Origin of the sequence: Mesorhizobium alhagi CCNWXJ12-2 (assembly GCF_000236565.1) — a bacterium.
GTDB classification, from domain to species: Bacteria; Pseudomonadota; Alphaproteobacteria; order Rhizobiales; family Rhizobiaceae; genus Allomesorhizobium; species Allomesorhizobium alhagi.
The window spans coordinates 1-18,894 of record NZ_AHAM01000045.1 but is presented as its reverse complement, the minus strand read 5'-3'; the positions used below and the strand labels follow the sequence as shown (position 1 = coordinate 18,894).

The 18,894-nt window shown below is 64.1% G+C and carries 24 protein-coding genes; 11 read left to right on the top strand and 13 right to left on the bottom strand.

The window, feature by feature from the left end; all coding sequences use genetic code 11:
* Positions 1 to 40: 40 nt before the first annotated feature.
* Positions 41 to 808 (top strand): hydroxyacylglutathione hydrolase, encoded by a 768-nt coding sequence (gene gloB / locus MAXJ12_RS06685; RefSeq protein WP_008835038.1) that lies wholly within the window; start codon positions 41 to 43, stop codon positions 806 to 808.
* The gene (locus tag MAXJ12_RS06680) at positions 808 to 1,242 is read left to right on the top strand and encodes a cupin domain-containing protein (RefSeq protein WP_008835037.1); all 435 of its coding nucleotides are present in this window, start codon (positions 808 to 810) and stop codon (positions 1,240 to 1,242) included. Before gloB ends, MAXJ12_RS06680 begins: the two co-directional genes overlap by 1 nt.
* On the opposite strand, the gene MAXJ12_RS06675 is transcribed toward MAXJ12_RS06680, so the two are convergent.
* Genes MAXJ12_RS06675 through MAXJ12_RS06665 form a run of 3 tightly spaced genes read right to left on the bottom strand, consistent with a single transcriptional unit; the run spans position 1,220 to position 3,588 of the window.
* On the bottom strand, positions 1,220 to 1,885 hold the full coding sequence (locus MAXJ12_RS06675) for a lysoplasmalogenase family protein (protein ID WP_008835036.1): 666 nt from the start codon (positions 1,883 to 1,885) through the stop codon (positions 1,220 to 1,222). The genes MAXJ12_RS06680 and MAXJ12_RS06675 overlap by 23 nt on opposite strands.
* Complete coding sequence (gene yddG / locus MAXJ12_RS06670) at positions 1,882 to 2,775, bottom strand: aromatic amino acid exporter YddG (protein ID WP_008835035.1); 894 nt, start codon at positions 2,773 to 2,775, stop codon at positions 1,882 to 1,884. The genes MAXJ12_RS06675 and yddG overlap by 4 nt, the downstream gene beginning before the upstream one ends.
* Positions 2,776 to 2,805: 30 nt before the next feature.
* Positions 2,806 to 3,588 (bottom strand): DUF3108 domain-containing protein, encoded by a 783-nt coding sequence (locus MAXJ12_RS06665; RefSeq protein ID WP_008835034.1) that lies wholly within the window; start codon positions 3,586 to 3,588, stop codon positions 2,806 to 2,808.
* A gap of 247 nt (positions 3,589 to 3,835) precedes the next feature.
* Here MAXJ12_RS06665 and rpmB point away from each other — a divergent pair, with 247 nt between their 5' ends.
* The 3 genes from rpmB to MAXJ12_RS06650 all read left to right on the top strand — a co-directional run bounded on the left by rpmB (position 3,836) and on the right by MAXJ12_RS06650 (position 5,627).
* Positions 3,836 to 4,132, top strand: coding sequence for a 50S ribosomal protein L28 (gene rpmB, locus MAXJ12_RS06660; protein WP_008835033.1), 297 nt, complete (start codon positions 3,836 to 3,838; stop codon positions 4,130 to 4,132).
* A gap of 131 nt (positions 4,133 to 4,263) precedes the next feature.
* Positions 4,264 to 4,941: a queuosine precursor transporter gene (locus MAXJ12_RS06655; protein ID WP_040585177.1), complete on the top strand. Its 678-nt coding sequence runs from the start codon at positions 4,264 to 4,266 to the stop codon at positions 4,939 to 4,941.
* 11 nt (positions 4,942 to 4,952) lie between these two features.
* Positions 4,953 to 5,627, top strand: a complete 675-nt coding sequence (locus MAXJ12_RS06650) for a spermidine synthase family protein (protein ID WP_008835031.1) — start codon at positions 4,953 to 4,955, stop codon at positions 5,625 to 5,627.
* A 12-nt stretch (positions 5,628 to 5,639) separates the two neighbouring features.
* On the opposite strand, the gene MAXJ12_RS06645 is transcribed toward MAXJ12_RS06650, so the two are convergent.
* On the bottom strand, positions 5,640 to 6,065 hold the full coding sequence (locus MAXJ12_RS06645; RefSeq protein ID WP_008835030.1) for a hypothetical protein: 426 nt from the start codon (positions 6,063 to 6,065) through the stop codon (positions 5,640 to 5,642).
* A 192-nt stretch (positions 6,066 to 6,257) separates the two neighbouring features.
* On the opposite strand from MAXJ12_RS06645, the gene MAXJ12_RS06640 reads away from it, so the two are divergent.
* Positions 6,258 to 6,620, top strand: coding sequence for a winged helix-turn-helix transcriptional regulator (locus MAXJ12_RS06640; protein ID WP_008835029.1), 363 nt, complete (start codon positions 6,258 to 6,260; stop codon positions 6,618 to 6,620).
* Here the strand turns inward: MAXJ12_RS06640 and MAXJ12_RS06635 are convergent.
* The 4 genes from MAXJ12_RS06635 to MAXJ12_RS06620 all read right to left on the bottom strand — a co-directional run bounded on the left by MAXJ12_RS06635 (position 6,601) and on the right by MAXJ12_RS06620 (position 11,386).
* On the bottom strand, positions 6,601 to 7,635 hold the full coding sequence (locus MAXJ12_RS06635; RefSeq protein ID WP_008835028.1) for an esterase-like activity of phytase family protein: 1,035 nt from the start codon (positions 7,633 to 7,635) through the stop codon (positions 6,601 to 6,603). The two genes, MAXJ12_RS06640 and MAXJ12_RS06635, sit on opposite strands and share 20 nt — an antisense overlap.
* A 143-nt stretch (positions 7,636 to 7,778) precedes the next feature.
* Positions 7,779 to 9,677 (bottom strand): cobaltochelatase subunit CobT, encoded by a 1,899-nt coding sequence (gene cobT, locus MAXJ12_RS06630; RefSeq protein WP_008835027.1) that lies wholly within the window; start codon positions 9,675 to 9,677, stop codon positions 7,779 to 7,781.
* 12 nt (positions 9,678 to 9,689) lie between these two features.
* Positions 9,690 to 10,676, bottom strand: a complete 987-nt coding sequence (cobS, locus tag MAXJ12_RS06625) for a cobaltochelatase subunit CobS (protein ID WP_008835026.1) — start codon at positions 10,674 to 10,676, stop codon at positions 9,690 to 9,692.
* A gap of 89 nt (positions 10,677 to 10,765) precedes the next feature.
* On the bottom strand, positions 10,766 to 11,386 hold the full coding sequence (locus MAXJ12_RS06620; protein WP_008835025.1) for a J domain-containing protein: 621 nt from the start codon (positions 11,384 to 11,386) through the stop codon (positions 10,766 to 10,768).
* 146 nt (positions 11,387 to 11,532) lie between these two features.
* Between MAXJ12_RS06620 and MAXJ12_RS06615 the strand changes: the two genes are divergently transcribed.
* On the top strand, positions 11,533 to 11,835 hold the full coding sequence (locus tag MAXJ12_RS06615) for a BolA family protein (RefSeq protein ID WP_008835024.1): 303 nt from the start codon (positions 11,533 to 11,535) through the stop codon (positions 11,833 to 11,835).
* Between the two features lie 10 nt (positions 11,836 to 11,845).
* Here MAXJ12_RS06615 and MAXJ12_RS06610 read toward each other — a convergent pair whose 3' ends face one another.
* The 5 genes from MAXJ12_RS06610 to MAXJ12_RS06590 form a co-directional block, all read right to left on the bottom strand.
* Positions 11,846 to 12,244 (bottom strand): type II toxin-antitoxin system VapC family toxin, encoded by a 399-nt coding sequence (locus tag MAXJ12_RS06610; protein WP_008835023.1) that lies wholly within the window; start codon positions 12,242 to 12,244, stop codon positions 11,846 to 11,848.
* The gene (locus MAXJ12_RS06605) at positions 12,241 to 12,474 is read right to left on the bottom strand and encodes a type II toxin-antitoxin system Phd/YefM family antitoxin (RefSeq protein WP_008835022.1); all 234 of its coding nucleotides are present in this window, start codon (positions 12,472 to 12,474) and stop codon (positions 12,241 to 12,243) included. The genes MAXJ12_RS06610 and MAXJ12_RS06605 overlap by 4 nt, the downstream gene beginning before the upstream one ends.
* Before the next feature lie 76 nt (positions 12,475 to 12,550).
* Complete coding sequence (locus tag MAXJ12_RS06600) at positions 12,551 to 13,441, bottom strand: HlyC/CorC family transporter (RefSeq protein WP_008835021.1); 891 nt, start codon at positions 13,439 to 13,441, stop codon at positions 12,551 to 12,553.
* A 190-nt stretch (positions 13,442 to 13,631) separates the two neighbouring features.
* Positions 13,632 to 14,750, bottom strand: a complete 1,119-nt coding sequence (gene aroB, locus MAXJ12_RS06595) for a 3-dehydroquinate synthase (RefSeq protein ID WP_008835020.1) — start codon at positions 14,748 to 14,750, stop codon at positions 13,632 to 13,634.
* Positions 14,747 to 15,358: a shikimate kinase gene (locus MAXJ12_RS06590; RefSeq protein ID WP_008835019.1), complete on the bottom strand. Its 612-nt coding sequence runs from the start codon at positions 15,356 to 15,358 to the stop codon at positions 14,747 to 14,749. Before MAXJ12_RS06590 ends, aroB begins: the two co-directional genes overlap by 4 nt.
* Before the next feature lie 176 nt (positions 15,359 to 15,534).
* Between MAXJ12_RS06590 and MAXJ12_RS06585 the strand changes: the two genes are divergently transcribed.
* The 4 genes from MAXJ12_RS06585 to MAXJ12_RS06570 form a co-directional block, all read left to right on the top strand.
* Entirely contained in the window at positions 15,535 to 15,690 is a 156-nt protein-coding gene (locus MAXJ12_RS06585) for a hypothetical protein (RefSeq protein ID WP_008835018.1), read from the top strand.
* Between the two features lie 2 nt (positions 15,691 to 15,692).
* Positions 15,693 to 16,619 carry a site-specific tyrosine recombinase XerD gene (locus tag MAXJ12_RS06580; protein WP_008835017.1) on the top strand — a complete coding sequence of 309 codons (927 nt, stop codon included), beginning with the start codon at positions 15,693 to 15,695 and terminating at the stop codon, positions 16,617 to 16,619.
* Between the two features lie 87 nt (positions 16,620 to 16,706).
* Positions 16,707 to 17,657, top strand: a complete 951-nt coding sequence (locus MAXJ12_RS06575; protein ID WP_008835016.1) for an acetyl-CoA carboxylase carboxyltransferase subunit alpha — start codon at positions 16,707 to 16,709, stop codon at positions 17,655 to 17,657.
* Between the two features lie 215 nt (positions 17,658 to 17,872).
* Positions 17,873 to 18,894: L,D-transpeptidase family protein (locus MAXJ12_RS06570; RefSeq protein ID WP_040585173.1), on the top strand; the 1,022-nt coding region annotated here is incomplete at its 3' end.

The window sequence follows — 18,894 nt, the reverse complement described above, 5'->3', positions numbered from 1 at the left end:
TGCGAGCGCCCTATCGTCCCCCGCAAGTATGGAGGCGAGAATGCCGTTGAAGATCGACCAGTTCATGTGCCGGAGCGACAATTTCGGTGTGCTCGTGCATGACGGGACGAGCGGGGAGACCGCGCTGATCGATGCGCCGCAGGAGCAGCCGATCCTGGCGGCAGTCGAGCGCACCGGCTGGAAGCCGACGGTGATCCTGACGACCCACCATCACAGCGACCATGTCGAGGCCAATCTGGCGCTGAAGCAGCGGTTTGGACTACGCATTATCGGCCCGGAGGCGGAGGCCGCGAAAATTCCCGGCATCGACGATACGGTCGAGGACGGTTCGGTCATCCCGTTCGGCGATGAGGAGATCCGCGTCATCGCGACGCCCGGCCACACCGCCGGCCACGTCTCCTACTGGTTTCCCAAGCCCAAGGTGGCGTTCACGGCCGACACGCTGTTTGCGCTGGGCTGCGGCCGGCTGTTCGAGGCGAAGGCGCCGGTGATGCTGCAATCGCTGAAGAAGCTCGCCGCGCTGCCGCCCGAAACGACTGTCTATTGCGGCCATGAATATACGCAGGCCAACGCCCGCTTCGCGCTTTCCGTCGATCCGACCAATTCGGCGCTGAGGGAACGCGCCGCAAACATCGACCGGCTGCGCCTGGAGGGCAAGCCGACGCTGCCCACCACGATCGGCGAGGAACTCGCGACCAATCCGTTCCTGCGCTGGCACGATCCGACGATCCGCCGCAACCTCGGCATGGAAACGGCTTCGGATGAAGAGGTGTTCGCCGAGATCCGCAAGCGCAAGGACGTTTTCTGATGGCGATGTCGGCGGCCGAGATCATCGCGACGCTCGGCATGAAGCGGCATCCTGAAGGCGGCTGGTATGCCGAGACTTTTCGCGACGGCGCCGGCCGCGGCCATTCGACGGCGATCTACTTCCTGCTGGAAAAAGGCGATGTTTCTGCCTGGCACCGGGTGAAGGACGCCGCCGAGGTCTGGCATTTCTATGCCGGCGCGCCGATCGAGCTTACGGTTCATGAGGAAGGCAGCGGCATTTCGAGCCATCGCCTCGGGCCGGATATTCTCGGCGGCGAGCGGCCGCAGCATGTCGTGCCGGCGGGATGGTGGCAGACGGCAAAAAGCCTCGGCGGGTGGACGCTTGTCGGCTGCACCGTCGCGCCCGGCTTCGAATTCGCGCAGTTCGAACTGGCGGAGCCGGGCTGGGAGCCTACAACAGGAACCCCAGCGTGATCGAAAGCTGCGCCATGTAATACAGCGCCCAGACGGCGTAGCGCATCCACTCGCGATGCGGGGAGATGGCGGTGGCGAGAAACTTTTCGGCGGCGAGCAGCCCGTCGGACGCCATGAACAGCACCGCGCCCGCGATGACCCAGACATTGTCCAGCGTCAGCGCCGAAACGCCCATGCCCAGGATCGCCGCAGCGTAGGCTGCGACCGGTAGACGCAAATCCGGCCCGACGCGCCGCCACAGCATGGCGAGCATTGTTGTTGCAAATGCTACCATGGCGACGGCCAAGACCGCCCGCCATGGCTGCCAAAGCAGTTCCCCTCCCGCGCCCGCCAGGAAAAACAGCGCGATATAGGCGAGGTGCGCGGCAAGGAAGCTGGCTAGACCGCCGAGGAAAGCCTTGTCGCCGTCGCGCGACAGGAAGGCGTCGCCGAAGGCGCTGAGCGCCAGTGCCGCAACCAGCAGGAGCGGCCCTCCCCGCGTGAAGGCAAGCGCCGCCAGCAGCGCCACGGCAAGCGTCTTGACGGCCGAGCGCAGCAGCGTCTCGCGCGTGTTCAGGATCAGCCCGTAGACGACGGCGGCGGCCAACGAGAAGAGCAGCGTCGCGTTGGCCGTCGCCTCTATCCCGCCGGCAAACGGCATCATGCCTCGGCCCGCCGTCTCGCCGCCGCGCCCTTGCCGAACAGCAGCGACTTCGCCGCCAGCACCGCGCCGGACGTGATCAGCACGCAGGCGGCGATGATGTTGAGCGTCGGCTCGGCGAAACCGGCCACGACCAGCACCAGTGTCGAGAGCAGGGGCGCCGCGTAGCTCGCCGCGCCGAGGACCTGGATGTTGCCGCGCTTGACGCCGTAATCCCAGGCGTAGAAAGCCGCGCCCACCGGCATCAGGCCGAGACCAAGTACAGCCAGCCATTGCGACGCGCCCGACGGAAGCACGGTCTGTTCGAGCGCCAGGTGGCAGACTAGCGACAGTGCGGAGGTCGCGGCGCAGAACCAGGTGACGATGCTGGTCGGAACAGCGGCGAAACGGCGCGACAAAAGCGAATAGCCGGACCACAGGAAGGCGCAGGCCCCAGCCATAGCGTAGCCGAACAGATAGCGGCTCTCGAAGGCGAGCCCGCCACCCTTGGTGACGATCAGGAAGGTGCCGGCAAGGCCGAGCAGCGCGCCGGCGATATGGTTCCAGCGCAGCCGTTCGCCCGGCATCAGCGCCGAGCCGAGCACGATCAGCAGCGGCCACAGATAGGCGATCAGGCTGGCGTCGACCGCCGGCGCGTTGCGGAGCGCCGTGAAGTAAAAGAAATGATAGCCGAACAGGCCGCCAATGCCGATGATCCACACCTGCGGCGGGATTTTTTCACGCCGCGCCGGAGCCGGCATGAACAGCCGCGCGACGAGCCCGACCAGCGTACCGATCGCGAATGTGATGGCCGAGAGCAGAAACGGCGGCACCGCGCCGGATGCGTCCGTGAATAGCGCCAGCAACGCCCACATTGCGACTGCCGAAAAGCCGATCAGCGTGGCGCGCCCCATGCTTCACATCCCTGGCGCGCGGCATCCGCGCTATTTCGTGGCTTCGAACCTTCGCGCCTGGACGGTGATCGTGCCGATCTGCGTGCCGACCGTGGCGCGGACGGGGCCATATACCCCGGTCGTGCCGAGCGGCGCAAACGTGATCGTCATGCGGCTGCGGTTTTTCAGATAGTCCAGCGCCTTGCGGCCCTTGCGATAGCCGGCGACCGGCTTGAAACGGACGCTGCAGGTGACCGTCTCCCCCTCCCAGCCATCGATCGCCATGCTGCCGGTCGATTCGTGGGTGAGCGTCAGGTCGAAGCGCAATTCGCCGTCATAGATCTTGATCGTCCGGCCGCAGACGTCGCCGAGGCTGTCGGCGCGGACCAGCGTCGCCGAGAGCGGATCGGTGACGGTGCGCAAATGCGCGTTGCTGAGCGGCACCCAGTCCTTTCCACGCTTCTTCGGCGGAGGCACGTTTTCCGTTTTTGTGACGGAGCCGCCCTTGAAGCGAATAGAGGTCATTTTGGATTTCTTGCCCTCGGTATAGTCGACGCGGAATGCGGTCGGTTGCGTCTGCCTGCCGGCAAAGCGGCCAGACGCCGACACCGAGCCTTGCGTGTCGTCGAAAAGCTGCGCCAGACCGGCAGCCGAAGCCACGCCCTTCACCGAGAATGAGTTCCTCTCGAAAGTGCTGTTGAACCGGGAATGCGCAACGGGAATGCCAAGGAACGTCACGGAGTAGTCGGCGCTGAAGGATTGCAGCCCTTCCTTGCGCGGGGCGGGCACGGTCACCACCAGCGCGACCAGGAGTGCCTGGAAAAGTCCCGCCATGGCGCGACGTCCTTATGATGGGGCAGCATGGCGCCCGCGAAATGTCCCTGTGCTCTTGGTTGAAGCGAGAAATTCCGGCATTAGTGTGAATGCCTTGGCCGCCACTGTGGCTCGGTTGCGGCTTGACGCCTCGCCGAAATGCCACTATGGAACGCCAACTTTTCCATGAGGCCGCTTGATGAGGCTGCGCGCCACCCTTCTTGGTGCGCTACGATCAATGGCCGTTCGAGACCTGAAGGTAACCGAAATGTCCCGCGCTTGTGAACTGACCGGCAAGGCCGTTATGTCCGGCAACAATGTGAGCCACGCCAACAACAAGACGCGTCGCCGCTTCCTGCCCAATCTCGTCAACGTGACGCTGATCTCCGAGGCGCTGAACCAGAATGTGCGCCTGCGCATTTCGGCCAACGCGCTTCGCACCGTCGAACATCGCGGCGGCCTCGATGCCTTCCTGGCCAAGGCCGACGTCGCCGAGCTTTCGCAGCGCGCGCGCCTGTTGAAGAAGCAGATCGCCAAGAAGGCCGCCGAACAGGCCGCCGCCTAACTCGCAGTTTCGGGCGGGGGACAACCGCCCGGGCCTTGGCCGGCTTCGACACGGTCGAATTGGCCAAGTTCCGCTTCCCGGAGCGCCGTCTTTCAAGACCGCTCCCTGGTTCCATCACCCAGGTTAAAAAAATGAAATTCTCTTCCGCATATTTGCCCTTCGTGGCTGTCATGGCGCTTGTCGTCGTGGCATCGAACATCCTGGTCCAGTTCCCCGTCGCGGGGCAGATCGGCGCCTTGTCGCTCGCAGACCTGCTGACCTGGGGCGCCTTCACCTATCCGTTCGCCTTCCTGGTCACCGACCTCGCGAACCGCCGCTACGGCCCCGAAATGGCGCGCCGCGTGGTGTTCGCCGGCTTCATGGTGGCGGTCGCCTGCTCGATCCTCATTCCGCCGCTGATGTTCCGCTACGGGCTGATCGGCTTCGATACCGCGGCCGACCGGCTGGCGCGCATCGCGATCGCATCCGGCTCGGCCTTCCTGTTGGCGCAGCTTCTCGACATCACCGTCTTCAACCGGCTGCGCCGGCAGTCCTGGTGGCGCGCGCCGGTCATCGGCTCGCTCGCCGGATCGGTGCTCGACACCGCTATGTTCTTCACCGTCGCCTTCTCCAGCGCCTTTGCTTTCATCGGCCCTGACGACGCGTTCGCACTGGAGGCCGCGCCGCTGCTGGGCGTGCTGCCGGTCGAGGCGGCGCGCTGGATGTCATGGGCGTTGGGCGATCTCGCAGTGAAGCTCCTGATCGCCGTCTTCGCGCTGATCCCCTATCGCCTGATCGCCGCGCGCTGGAGCCAGCCGGCGGTAGCTTAGGACGGCAATTCGTGATTCCCTGGGTCCAGCTCGATTCCGCGAAAATCCCCGACGGAGGAGAGCTTCGCCTCAAGAGGCGCGGCGCTGAATTCTCGATCATGCTCGGCACCAACGAACTGATGAACAGCCGGCTCAGCGGCTCCGAGGAGGCACTGGCAAAACTTTCCTGCGACAGGATCCGCGGCCGCAAGGAACCGCATCTTTTGATCGGCGGGCTCGGCATGGGCTTTACGCTGCGCGCCGCCCTCGCCGAACTCAGTGACGATGCGCGCGTCACCGTCGCCGAACTCGCGCCCGCCGTCGTTGCCTGGGCGCGAGGTCCGATGGCCGAGATATTCGACGGCAGCCTCGACGACCCACGCGTGACGATCCGCGAGACCGATGTGAGCGGCCTGATACGATCGGGTGCGGCGCGCTACGACGCGATCCTGCTCGATGTCGACAACGGCCCCGAAGGGCTTTCCCGCAAGGCCAATGACGCGCTCTATGACAGAGCCGGTCTGAGCGCAGCGCGCACCGCCCTGCGGCCGGGAGGCCTGCTGGCGGTATGGTCATCCGGGCCGGACGCCGGCTTCACCCGGCGTCTGCGCGACGCGGGATTCTCCGTCGAGGAGATCAGGACACGCGCCAATGGCAGGCGCGGCGCCCGGCATGTGATCTGGATCGCGATCAATACGGCGCGATAAGAGTAGGTCCGGCTAAGACAGCGCCGGCCTCGTCCTGCGCGCGGCTTCGAAAGCGAGCGACGTCAGCGGACCGACGATAAGCCACTGGACGACGGTGAATGCCGTCTCGATGACGAGATAGTCCGGAACAGAGGTCATCACATTCTTGGCCGCGACGGCGATGGTCGTGTAGCTCCATGAAAGCATAGCTCCGAGCGCGGCGTAACGCAGCCCTCGCGCCAGCCAGCCGTCGGCGGTTCCGGCGAAAACCCTTTCGAAGATGTAGGCGAAGATCGCCGCCTGGATCAGCATCGAGACGAAGCCGAACGGCACGATGATTTCTTCGCGATAGATCTGCAGCGCCTTATAGTAGCTGTCGAAGAGGATCAGGTGCCAAACATAGCCGAGCGCAAAAGTCGGAATGACGTAGGCGAGCACCGGCAAGACGTAGCGTTTCATCACTCTCCTCCCCGTCGATACGACCGGCCCGGATTCACCGCCCGCCGATCCGCCGGTCCAAGTGACTTTTGTTTTGCAAGTCATGTCATGGAACCATATATCGAAGTCACTTGCAATATGAAAGTTGATAGGTGCGCCTTGGTGTATCCACAGTTCCGGTCTCCGTGTCCCGTCGCCTCGGCGCTCGATTTGGTGGGCGACAAATGGAGCCTGGTGGTGCTGCGGACGATCTTTGCCGGCCGCCACCGCTATAACGAGCTCGCCGACATCACCGAGAAAATCTCGACCAATATCCTGGCCGACCGGCTCGCCCGGCTGGAGGAGTACGGGCTGATCACGAAGCGCGCATATCAGCACAACCCGGAGCGCTTCGAATATCACTTGACCGAGCGGGGAGCGGATTTTCTGCCGGTTCTTCAGCAGTTGGCGATCTGGGCGCGGGAGCATATTCCAGACCGCTGGTCGCTGCCGGGCTGGTTCGCCGAAGGAACGGCCAGGCAGTTCTATCCCGAGCCCGGCACGGAGGGCGCCGCCCTCAATCCTCGTGCAGGATGAACTCCAGATAGAGATTGCGCTGCAGGATGGAGTGGTTGTCGTCGGAAATCAGCGACACGACCTGCGCGCCGTCGCCGCGCCGCCAGATGTCGAGGCCTTCCATATTGTCGATCTGGTAGCTCATGTCGGCTTCGAGCAGAACCGGCCCGTCGGCAACGGCGCCTCTGGCGATCGACTCGCCGTAGATGCGTCGCAGGCGCATCTTGACGCCTTCCGCCATCGTGTAGCTGCGCTCCAGCAGCAGGAGGTCGCCGTCGGGCAGGAAGGCGCCGTCGGTGATGTCGAAATTGCCGTTGCGCTTCACCGTGAAAACACCCCGGTTCGGCCCCTCGATGATCGCGGCGAAGATGTTACCCTTCTTGTCGAGGCTCTTCTCCGAAACGATGATCAGCCCGCCCTCGTGCTGCCCCTGCGGATGGGAATGCGCGACGGTTTCGAAGCCGCGGTTCTGGCGCAGTTCGTTGGCTGGAACCAGAAAATTCAGCTGGCCAAAGGCGGCTTTCATGCCGTCCGGCTCGATCCTGAACTGCGCGATGCGGTGGTTGCGTTCGAAGCCGACGGTAGCGACGCCGTCCTTGACCGCCAGCCCCTCGGCGTCGACCAGCCATTTCCGATCGACGGATTGTCCGCTCTCGTCGACCATCTGGGTCATGCGGAAATTCTTCATGCCTTCAGGGCGCAGTTCGGCGTCGCGGGCGATGGTTCCGAAGAACCAGAAGCCGGTATCGGCGACGCCGATTAAATCCGCGCCGGGGGTGGTGAAGCGAAAGGCCGAAAGCGCGCCGAGGTCGCGTGAGGAAGAGGTGAGTTCGAGCCCGCCGACAAATTCCAGCGGCCCGAATCTTTTTTCCTCGCGCCCGATGTGAAATTGCGTGATCGGGCGGGCGGAGATTTCGATTTGTTCGAGGGGAGAGGATTGGGCGAGGGCTGGCGAGACGGCGAGCGCGAATGCAACGAGCGCTTTCGCGAACCATGCACAGACCCCCCTCTGGCCTGCCGGCCATCTCCCCCTCAAGGGGGGAGATTGGCGGTTTTGATCTTTCCGCCCGTTCTGCAACGCCGGCGATTGGCGAAATCGAAACGGCAGACTGATCTCCCCCCTTGAGGGGTAGATGGCCGGCAGGCCAGAGGGGGGTGCGACCAAGTTCGGGGTTCCGCTCATCCCGCCCGCCTGAGCCCGCCGCGGCGGGTCTCGCGGACGTTCTCCTCGCCGAACAGCGAGGCGAGCTGCTCGGTCATCGCGCCGGCAAGCTCCTCGGCATCGACGATAGTGACGGCGCGGCGGTAGTAGCGCGTCACGTCGTGGCCGATGCCGATGGCCAGAAGCTCGACGGGCGAGCGCGTCTCGATAAGCTCGATCACCGCGCGCAGGTGCCGCTCCAGGTAATTGCCCGGATTGACCGACAGCGTCGAATCGTCAACCGGCGCGCCGTCCGAAATCATCATCAGGATCTTGCGCTGCTCGGGCCGCGCTATCAGGCGCTGATGCGCCCAGAGCAGCGCCTCGCCGTCGATGTTTTCCTTGAGAAGGCCCTCGCGCATCATCAGGCCGAGATTGCGCCTGGCCCGCCGCCACGGTGCATCGGCGGACTTGTAGATGATGTGGCGCAGATCATTGAGGCGGCCCGGATTGGGCGGCTTGCCGTCTTTCAGCCATTTCTCGCGCGCCTGCCCGCCCTTCCAGGCGCGGGTGGTGAAGCCGAGGATCTCGACCGAGACGCCGCAACGTTCCAGCGTGCGCGCCAGAATGTCGGCGCAGGTCGCCGCGACCGTGATCGGCCGGCCGCGCATCGAGCCGGAATTGTCGAGCACCAGCGTCACCACCGTGTCGCGGAACTTGGTGTCGCGCTCCTGCTTGAAGGAGAGCGGCTGCATCGGATCGATGACCACGCGCACCAGTCGCGCCGGATCGAGATAACCCTCTTCGAGGTCGAAATCCCAGGAGCGGTTCTGCTGCGCCATCAGGCGGCGCTGCAGCCGGTTGGCGAGGCGGCCGACGACGCCCTGCAGATTGGCGAGTTGCTTGTCGAGGAAGGCGCGCAGGCGGTCGAGTTCTTCCTCGTCGCAAAGCTCTTCCGCGCCCACCGTCTCGTCGAAAGCTGTGGTGAAGACCTTGTAGTCTATCTGCCGCGGCAAATCGGCGAAGGGATTGTCCTTGCGCCTGGCCTCGCCCGGCGTCTCGGCGTCGGCGTCCTCGTCGTCGGAAACATCTTCCGCGGTGGCGTCGGAGGCTTCCATCTCGCCCTGCTGCTCCTCCTCGGAAGCGGCTTCGGCATCCTCCGCTTGCGACTGTTCGGCGCCGGAATCGTCCTCGCCGCCTTCCTCGCTGTTTTCCTCGCCCTGCGGCTGGTTCTCGTCGTTCTCTTCGGCCTCTTCGCTCTCGAGGTCGTCGCCGAGTTCCTCGGCCATCTCCATGGAGGCGAGCATCTCGCGCACGACCCGGGCGAAGGCCTGCTGGTCGTCGAGCTTGCCGGCCAGCCCGTCGAGATCGGCCCCGGCCTTGTCCTCCACCCATCTGCGCCAGAGATTGACCATCCGCTCGCCGCTCTTGGGCGCGGCGCGGCCAGTCAGCTTCTCGCGCACCATCAGCGCCAGCGCCTCCTCGATCGGCGCGTCGGCCTGGTCGCGGACGTCGGCGAGATTGGCCTTGGCGTATTTGTCCTCCAGCATCGAGCCGATATTGTCGGCGACGCCGGTCATCGCGCGAGAGCCGATGGCCTCGACGCGGGCCTGCTCGATCGCGTCATAGACGGCGCGCGCCTGCTTGCCTTCCGGCGCGAATTTCGAGTGGATGCGAAGATCGTGGCAGGCGCGCTTCAGCGCCATGGAATCGCCCAGGCCCCGGGTCACCGAAATATCGGTCGCGGTCGCCTTCTTCGGCATTTCGGGCAGCCGGGCGCGGTTGCCTGCAAGCGCCGGCTTGTCCTTGGCGAAGCCGACTTCCAGCTCATGATCGCCGGAAATCGCGCGCATGCAGACCGTCACCGCGCGCTTGAACACATCGGCGTCGCCGCCCGTCTTGGGCTTGTTGCGTGTGTTGTCTCCGGGACCCGCCATCGACGTCCTGAATTATCCCAGCACCACGTTCGCCGCGCTCTCCGGCAGTTCCTCGCCGAAGGCGCGCTGGTAGAACTCGGCCACGATGGTGCGTTCGAGTTCGTCGCATTTGTTGAGGAAGGTCAGCCGGAACGCCATGCCGACATCGCCGAAGATCTCGGCGTTCTCTGCCCACATAATGACCGTACGCGGGCTCATCACCGTCGACAGATCACCGTTCATGAAGGCCGAACGGGTCATGTCGGCGACGCGCACCATCTTGCCCACGATCTCACGGCCCTTGTCGTTGCGGTAGTGCTTGGCCTTGGCCAGCACGATCGCGGCCTCATCGTCGTGCGGCAGATAGTTGAGCGTGGTGACGATCGACCAGCGGTCCATCTGCGCCTGGTTGATCTGCTGCGTGCCGTGATAGAGGCCGGTGGTGTCGCCGAGGCCGACCGTATTGGCGGTGGCGAACAGCCGGAACGCCGGATGCGGGCGGATCACCCGGCTCTGGTCGAGCAGCGTCAGGCGGCCGGCCGATTCCAGCACGCGCTGGATCACGAACATCACGTCGGGGCGGCCGGCGTCGTATTCGTCGAACACCAGCGCGACATTGTGCTGGTAGGCCCAGGGCAGGATGCCGTCGCGGAATTCCGTGACCTGCATGCCGTCCTTGACCACGATTGCGTCCTTGCCGACGAGATCGATACGGCTGACATGGCTGTCGAGGTTGACGCGCACGCAGGGCCAGTTGAGTCGTGCCGCGACCTGCTCGATATGGGTCGACTTGCCGGTGCCGTGATAGCCTGAAACGATGACGCGGCGGTTGTAGGCGAAGCCCGCCAGGATCGCTATCGTCGTCTGCTTGTCGAACAAATAGTCGGGATCGATATCCGGCACATGCGCGTCGGCGGCCGAATAGGCCGGCACCACCATCGTTGATTCGAAGCCGAAGGTTTGCTTGACTGACACTGTGGTGTCGGGAAGGTTTGCGATATCGCGATCGACTTTATTCATCTAGACCATCAATCTCCACGCGCGAAAGCATCACCCTTCGCTGGCAATCTCTCTTCTCTCTCGGGCGCGGTCTTTAGCAGAACAGCGGTCTAACACAAACCCGCTTGTTTGAGCACGCGATAAGCCTGCAGCACATCGCGGAACCGGTCTTCCGAACCCCTGTCGCCGCCATTGGCGTCGGGATGGTGGCGCTTCACCAGTTCCTTATAGCGCGCCTTGATTTCCGCGCCAGTCGCCTTGACGGTTAGACCAAGCGTTTCCAGCGCCTTGGCCTCAAGCGGCTTGGCCTTGCGCTCGCGCGGTTCCGAGCGGTCGCGCGGACCGTCGAACAGGTTGAACGGATCGCGCACGCGGTTGTAGTAGCCGGCGCGGCCGGAGCGCTTGGTGGCGAAATCCGGCGAGGAGCGTGCATTGCCGTTGGAGCCAATGGCCCAGGTCGGCCGGTGGCCGGTCAACGCCTCCTTCTGGAACCGTGCGATCTCCGAATCCGGCACGCCGGAAAAATAGTTGAAGCCCTTATTGTACTCGCGCACATGCTCGAAGCAGAATTTGAAGTACTCGCCTTCCTTCATGCGGCCGACCGGCGCGCGATGCGTGCCGGCCTCGCTGCAGCCGTCCCACTGGCAGATCGGCGCGCGCGGTTCCGCCTCCGCCGCCTTGCGGTCGGGGCGCACGCGAATCTTTTCGAAATATTTCGAATAGGTACTCATCTCGACCCATTTATGGGGTGTTCGCGATGCGAAACAAGAATTGACATTTCGGCGAGGATCGCCCTAACCGCTGAATCGCGGATTAATCTCCGGGAGTTCAGTGTTTTTTATGGCGGCGCCGACACATGTGGGCGAAGGAGACGGCAATGTCCATAGCGGCGACGATGGAAGCGAAACTGAAAGAGGCGTTTGCGCCGGAGCGGCTGATGGTCATCAACGAGAGCCATCTGCATGCCGGGCATCACCACGTCGTCGGCGGCCACCACGCCGAATTCGACGGCAAGGGCGAGACGCATTTCCGCATCCGGATCGTGTCGCCGAAATTCACCGGCATGAGCCGCATCGAGCGCCACCGCGCGGTGAACGCGGCGCTGGCCGGCGAATTCGACGCCGGGCTGCACGCGCTGGCGATCGAGCCCTCCGCGCCGGGCGAGAAGACGAGGTGGTGAGGGCGGCGGTCTACCAGATCGTCTGGACGTGCGGATAACGCCGAATCTTCTCGTCGGCTGTCACCAGCGAAGCGGCCAACTCACGTGCAAGCGCTACGATAATCCGGTCCGCAGGATCAGCATGAAAGTCGCCAGGGAGCGAAAGGCTCTGCACTGCAACCCGATTGTCGACGGGGACAAAGCCAAACCCCTCGATCTCTCCGGCCGTATCAAGCCAGCGCGACACATCCATCGACAGTTCAAGCTTGCCTTTTGACACCAGCATCGCGATTTCCCAGGCGGAAATTGAGGATGCCCGGACACGGTCCCGGCTCAATCCGTTCTCAATGGATTGGAGCGCACTGGCCGATAGCTTTGAATTATTTTTGTCCATCCACCAGACAAGCGCATGGGTATCCAGGACGATCACTTGAGGGCTTCCCAGTCCTCGACGCCCACAGGCTCGAAGGGATCGTCATAGCGCAGCACCGATCCTTTCAAAATCTCAAAAGGATCACGCTTCTTCTCCTCGACCCGCCGGATTTCCAAAGCCGGCTTGCCGTGGTCTGTCACGATAATCGGCTCGCCACTGGTCTCGACTTGCCGAAAATATTCCAGCGCCTTCGCCTTGAACTGCGACTTCGATACATGGGTGGTCATGCGTCACCTTTTTGTCGGCCGGCGACTGTATCGTGAGATGTGACTATGGTCAATGACTATGGTCGCATTAGACGAATTACCCCTCCACCGCCGACTTGATCCTGAGCCGGGTGATGCGGTTTCTTTCGCGCCTCATCACCACGAATCGCTTGCCGTGGAAGGTGAAGGCCTGCTTCTCCTCGGGGATCGACTGCGTCTCGTGGATGACCAGGCCGGCGATGGTGACCGCTTCGTCGTCGGGGAGTTCCCAGTCGAGCGCCCGGTTCAGGTCGCGGATCGGCACCGCGCCGTCGACCACCACCGAGCCGTCGGCCTCCTGCTTGACGCCCTGCATGTCGATGTCGTGCTCGTCGGCGATCTCGCCGACGATCTCCTCGATGATGTCCTCCAGCGTGACCAGCCCTTCGACCTCGCCATATTCATCGACCACGATCGCGAAATGCGCTTTGCGGCGCAGGAAGGCGTTGAGCTGGTCCTGAAGCGTCGTCGTATCCGGCACGAACCACGGCTTCGCGGCGATCTTCATCACGTCGATCTGCGAAAAATCGTTACCGACATCGTTCAGCGCGCGAAGCAGATCCTTGGCGTGCAGCACGCCGACGATGTTGTCGAACGAGCCGCGCCACAGCGGCATGCGGGTATGCGGGCTCTGCAGTATCTCGCGCACCACCGCTTCGGGCGGGTTGTCGGCATTGACCGAGCGCATGTTCAGGCGATGAACCATGACGTCGGAGACTTCGAGCTCGTGCAAATCGAGCAGCGCGCCCATGCGGTCGCGGTCCTGCTTCACCACGCCGCCCTCCCGGTGCAGGTCGGCGACCGTCTCGCGCAATTCCTCATGCGCCGAAAGCGGCGGCTCGATCCGGCTGAGTTCGAGGCCGAACATCGCGAGGAGCCGGGCGCGGAAGATGATCGCCAGGAGGATCAGCGCGATCAGAATGCCGGCGACTATCCAGCCGGCGGTCATTGGAATGAGACCTTCCAGAGCCGGCGCTGCCCCTCACCTGCCTGCCGGCATCCTCTCCCCGTAAGAACGGGGAGAGGAGAGATGGCCGCAACGCCGGCGCCCCCCTCTCCCTGTCCTGAGCTTGTCGAAGGATCACGGGGAAAGGGTAAGAGTGAGGGTGAGGGGCAAACAACAGCGTCTCTGTCCGCGCTCATCCGGGATGGTTCTCCCGAAGGAAGGAGAGCACTTCGGATGCGGGAACATCCCTAGCGATGAAGGATTGACCGACACCATGCGTCAGGATGAAGGTTAGCGCCCCGCGCGACACCTTCTTGTCCTGCGCGATATAGCCGAGCAGGCGCTCGGCGTCTGGCAGCGGGCCTGGAATGTCGGCCATTCGCCAAGGCAGGCCGACGGCGGTGAGATGCGCTTCGACGCGCGCCGCGTCGTCGTGGCTGGCGAGGTTGAGCCGGGCCGAGAACCGGTGCGCCAAAGCCATGCCGATGGCGACGCCCTCCCCATGCACGAGACGGGCGCCGTCATAACCGGTCGCCGCCTCCAGAGCGTGGCCGAATGTGTGGCCGAGATTGAGCAGCGCCCGGTCGCCGGTCTCGAACTCGTCGCGGGCCACGACCTCGGCCTTGGCGCTGCAGGATTGCGCGATGGCTTCGGTGCGCGCCGGCCCGCCGTCGAACACTTCCTGCCAATTTTTCTCGAGCCAGGCGAAGAAATCCGGGCGGTCGATGAGACCGTATTTGGCTACTTCCGCATAGCCGGCGCGGAATTCGCGCGCGGGCAGGGTGTCGAGCGCGCCGGTGTCGGCCAGCACCAGTCGCGGTTGGTGGAAGACGCCGACGAGGTTCTTCCCATGCGCCGTGTTGATGCCGGTCTTGCCGCCGACGGAGGAATCGACCTGCGCCAGCAGCGAAGTGGGCATCTGGACGAAATTCATCCCTCGCCTGACAATGCCGGCGGCGAAGCCGGCGAGATCCCCGATAACGCCGCCGCCGAGCGCGATCACCGCGTCACCACGCTCCAACCGCGCTGCCAGGATGCCATCGACAACCTGCTGCAGCGCATCGAAATTCTTGGTTTTCTCGCCGGCCGGAAGCATGATCGAGGTCGATTCGATGCCGCTTCGGGAAAGGCTTTCCGACAATGCGCCGAGATGGTGGGCGGCGACGTTCTCGTCGCTGACGATGGCCGCGCGGATGCCCGGCAGGCGTCTTGCGATCTCTTCGCCGGCGCGCCCGATCAGGCCCGGACCGATCAGTATGTCGTAGCTCCGCGTGCCGAGCCCGACCTCCACCGTCACCGCGTCTGCGCTCATGTCCTGTCCTTCGGAGAGTTGTTGGAGGCGGCCTGTCCGAAATGCTGGTGCAGCGCCTCGATTACCTCGGCGGCGATCACGTCCCTGCGTTCGTCGCGCGTCGGCACGGTCAGCGCCGCCAGCGCATAGACCGGATAGCGCTCGATCATCAGCCTTTCCAGTACCCCGCGCGGATCGGGATTCTTGAGCAGCGGCCGATTCTGCTTCTTGGCGACGCGCTCCATCAGCGTGTCGAGATCGGCCTTCAGCCAGACCGAGACGCCGTTCGCCTCGATCGCGGCGCGGGTCTGCCCATTCATGAACGCCCCGCCTCCGGTGGACAGCACTTGCGGGCCGTTTTCCAGCACGCGCAGGATGACCCGCTGCTCCAGCGCCCGGAACTCGGCCTCGCCATAGCGCTCGAAGAGTTCGGGCACCGTCATGCGCGAAACGCTTTCGATCTCCTGGTCGCTGTCGGTGAAGGGTAGGCCGAGCGCCGCCGCCACCTTGCGGCCGATGGCGGTCTTGCCGGCGCCCATCAGTCCAACAAAGACGATGGAGCGCTGCCCGAGATGCTTGAGCACCTCGGCCTGGCTGCCCGCCGTCGGATTTAGCGCGTCTGTACCCATCCGGCCCTCTGGAGCCCAATCCATGAAAAATCGGACCCTCCGCTCTTGCGGCGTTTCGACATGAAAAGGCGGTTTGCGTCAAGCGCCGGCCGCGCTATCGGCGCTCGCCCCTTGAACTGACCTGCCCTCCGTCCCATAACGGAACGGGACGCATACATATTCGGACGAGCTTATTTATGCCGACATTAATCCGGTTTCTGGTGACCTTGGGCATACTGGCCGGACTGGTCTATGGCGCGATGTTTGCGCTGGTCATGTATGTCGAGCCGAAGAAGGGCGAGATGTCGGTCCGCGTCCCGACCGAGAAGCTCAACCCGAAGCCGCGACAATAATCATGCGCAGCGCCGCGCGCATCGAGGCCTTCCTGGAAATGATGAGCGCCGAGCGCGGCGCTGCCGAAAACACGCTTTCCTCCTACCGCCGCGACCTCGAAGACGCCGCCGAGCAGCTCGGCGGCCGGCTGGCGGAGGCCGATGCGGGCGCGATCCGCGCCTATCTCGGAGACATCGCCTCGCGCGGCTTCGCCCCGACCTCGCAAGCCCGCAAGCTTTCGGCGCTACGCCAGTTCTACAAGTTCCTGTACGCCGAAGGGCTGCGCGCCGACGACCCGACCGGAACGCTGGACAGCCCCAGGAAGGACCGGCCGCTGCCGAAGACGATGAGCGTGGCCGAGACCAGCCGTTTGCTCGACCGGGCGGCGCTGGAAGCCGCCGATGACTCTCCCGGCCACGGATCGCTTCTCGCCGCCAGGCGCATGCATGCGCTGGTCGAGGTGCTCTACGCGACGGGCCTGCGCGTTTCCGAGCTGGTCGGCCTGCCGGTAAACGTCGCGCTGCGCGACGAGCGCTACTTCATCGTTCGCGGCAAGGGCAACAAGGAACGTATGGTGCCGCTGTCGGCCAAGGCGCGCGCCGCCATGCGCGCCTGGATGGAGGTGCGCAACGCCACGCCGGCGTTGGCCGAGAGCCCCTATCTATTTCCCGCCTCCTCGGAAAGCGGGCATCTGCCGCGCCAGGTGTTCGCGCGCGAACTCAAGGCGCTTGCCGCCCGCGCCGGCATCGCCGCCGCGAAAATATCGCCGCACGTCATCCGCCACGCCTTCGCCAGCCACCTCCTGCAGAACGGCGCGGACCTGCGCGCGGTCCAGCAATTGCTCGGCCACTCCGATATTTCGACGACGCAAATTTACACTCACGTGCTTGAGGAAAGGCTGGTGCGGCTGGTCAACGATCATCACCCGCTTGCCGATAGATCGGGCTGACGCTATGTGAGGGCACGTTTCGCGGCCCAAAAGCCGTCGGTCTAGGGTAACGGCCATTTCTCTTCAGGCAATTCGGTCCGCTTGCGCATGTATAATTATCTCGATTTCGAAAAACCGGTTGCCGATCTCGAAGGCAAAATCCTGGAGCTGAAGAAGCTCGCGGAGAACGGCGAGGCGGTCGATGTCGGCGACGAGATCGCAAGGCTGGAGAAGCGTGTGCAGGAAGCCCTGCGCGACATCTACAAATCCTTGACTCCATGGCAGAAAGTCCAGGTCGCGCGCCATGCGGACAGGCCGCACTGCCTCGATTATATCGGGTCGCTGTTCACCGACTTCACGCCACTGGCCGGCGACCGCGCTTTCGGCGAGGACAACGCCATCGTCGGCGGCTTCGCACGGTTTCGCGGCGAGCCGATCGCCGTGATGGGCCAGGAAAAGGGCTCCGACACCAAGAGCCGCCTCAAGCACAATTTCGGTTCGCCGCGGCCGGAAGGCTATCGCAAGGCGGTGCGCATCATGGAACTCGCCGACCGCTTCGGCATACCGATGGTGACGCTGGTTGACACCGCCGGCGCCTATCCCGGCGTCGGCGCGGAAGAGCGCGGCCAGGCCGAGGCCATCGCCCGCTCCACCTCGGCATGTCTTTCCATGCGATCGCCTTCGGTCTCCGTGGTGATCGGCGAAGGCGGCTCGGGCGGCGCCATCGCCATTGCCACCGCCAACCGCGTCTACATGCTGGAGCACGCCATCTATTCGGTGATCTCGCCGGAGGGCGCAGCCTCGATCCTGTGGCGCGACACGACCCGCTCCAAGGACGCGGCGACCAACATGAAGATCACCGCCCAGGATCTTCTCGGCATGAAGATCATCGATGCGATCATCCCCGAGCCGCTGGGCGGGGCGCATCGCGGACCCGAAGCGGTGATCAGCGCCACCGGCGACCAGATCGCCAAGAGCCTGCGCGAGTTCGGATCGCAGAACATGGATTTCCGCGAACACCGCCGCGAGAAGTACCTGGCGATCGGCCGCAGCCTCTGATTTGACGCAGCCTTGAGCGATCTTTGTGGCAATGCTCCCAGATTTCGCCACAAAAATGCCGCCAGCTTTATGTCAATGAACGGTCGGAGAGTCTGTTCTTGCCGCTTGCGGTAATCAAATTTCAAGGTTAACGGGCTTACGGTCGCGACCATTGGACTGGACCGGCGGGGGACCGCGGTACGGTCAGTACGACGGAACGAAGACTACTCATGCCGATGATTGCCAATATCGCCCGCGCTGGACTGCTGCTTGCCATGCTCGCCGTGGCGGGCTGCAACGGATCGACCACCTTCGAGGACATTTCACCCCAGGCCAAGAAGCAGCTGCCGGCCAAGATCCTGGCGCAGATGAAGGCCAAGGGCATGCCTCGCAATTCGCCGGTCATGGCGCGCGTGTTCAAGGAAGAGGGCAAGGTCGAGATCTGGAAGCAGAAGACCAATGGCCGCTACGACATGATCGCGGCGTACGACATCTGCAAATGGTCGGGCAAGCTCGGCCCCAAATTCATCGAGGGCGACCGCCAGGCGCCCGAAGGGTTCTATTCGGTGAAGCCGCACCAGATGAACCCGAGGTCGAACTATCACCTCGCCTTCAACATGGGCTACCCCAACGCCTTTGACCGCGCGCACGGCCGCACCGGCTCCAATCTGATGGTGCACGGCGCCTGCTCCTCGTCGGGCTGCTATTCGATGACCGACGCGCAGATCGAGGAGATCTACGCCTTCGGCCGAGATGCCTTCCAGGGCGGCCAGACCGAATTCCAGATACAGGCGTTTCCCTTCCGCATGACGGCCGCCAACATGGCGCGCTACCGCAACGATCCGAACTACGAGTTCTGGACCATGCTGAAGGAAGGCTACGACCATTTCGAGATCACCAAGGTGCCGCCGAAGGTCGATGTCTGCGAAAAACGCTATGTCTTCAACCGCATTCCCGCGGCCGGCGCCCAATTCGGCTCGGCAAGCGACGCCTGCCCGCCCTTCACCCAGCCGGACTCGCTGAGGACCGCCTACCAGTCCTATCGGTCGACCTATGAGGCCGCCTTTTCGAGCGCCGTCAACTCGAACGTGCCGGCGCCCAAGCCGACCATCGCCGGTCTCAAGGAAGCCAGCCTGGTTTCGGAGTGGAGCCGCGCACGCGCGCGCGGCGAACGCGTTCCGGTGGAGCCGCCGTCGCTGTCGCATGATGGCCAGGTGACCGCGACATCCCGGATGGGCCGCATCGATTCGCCGGCCGG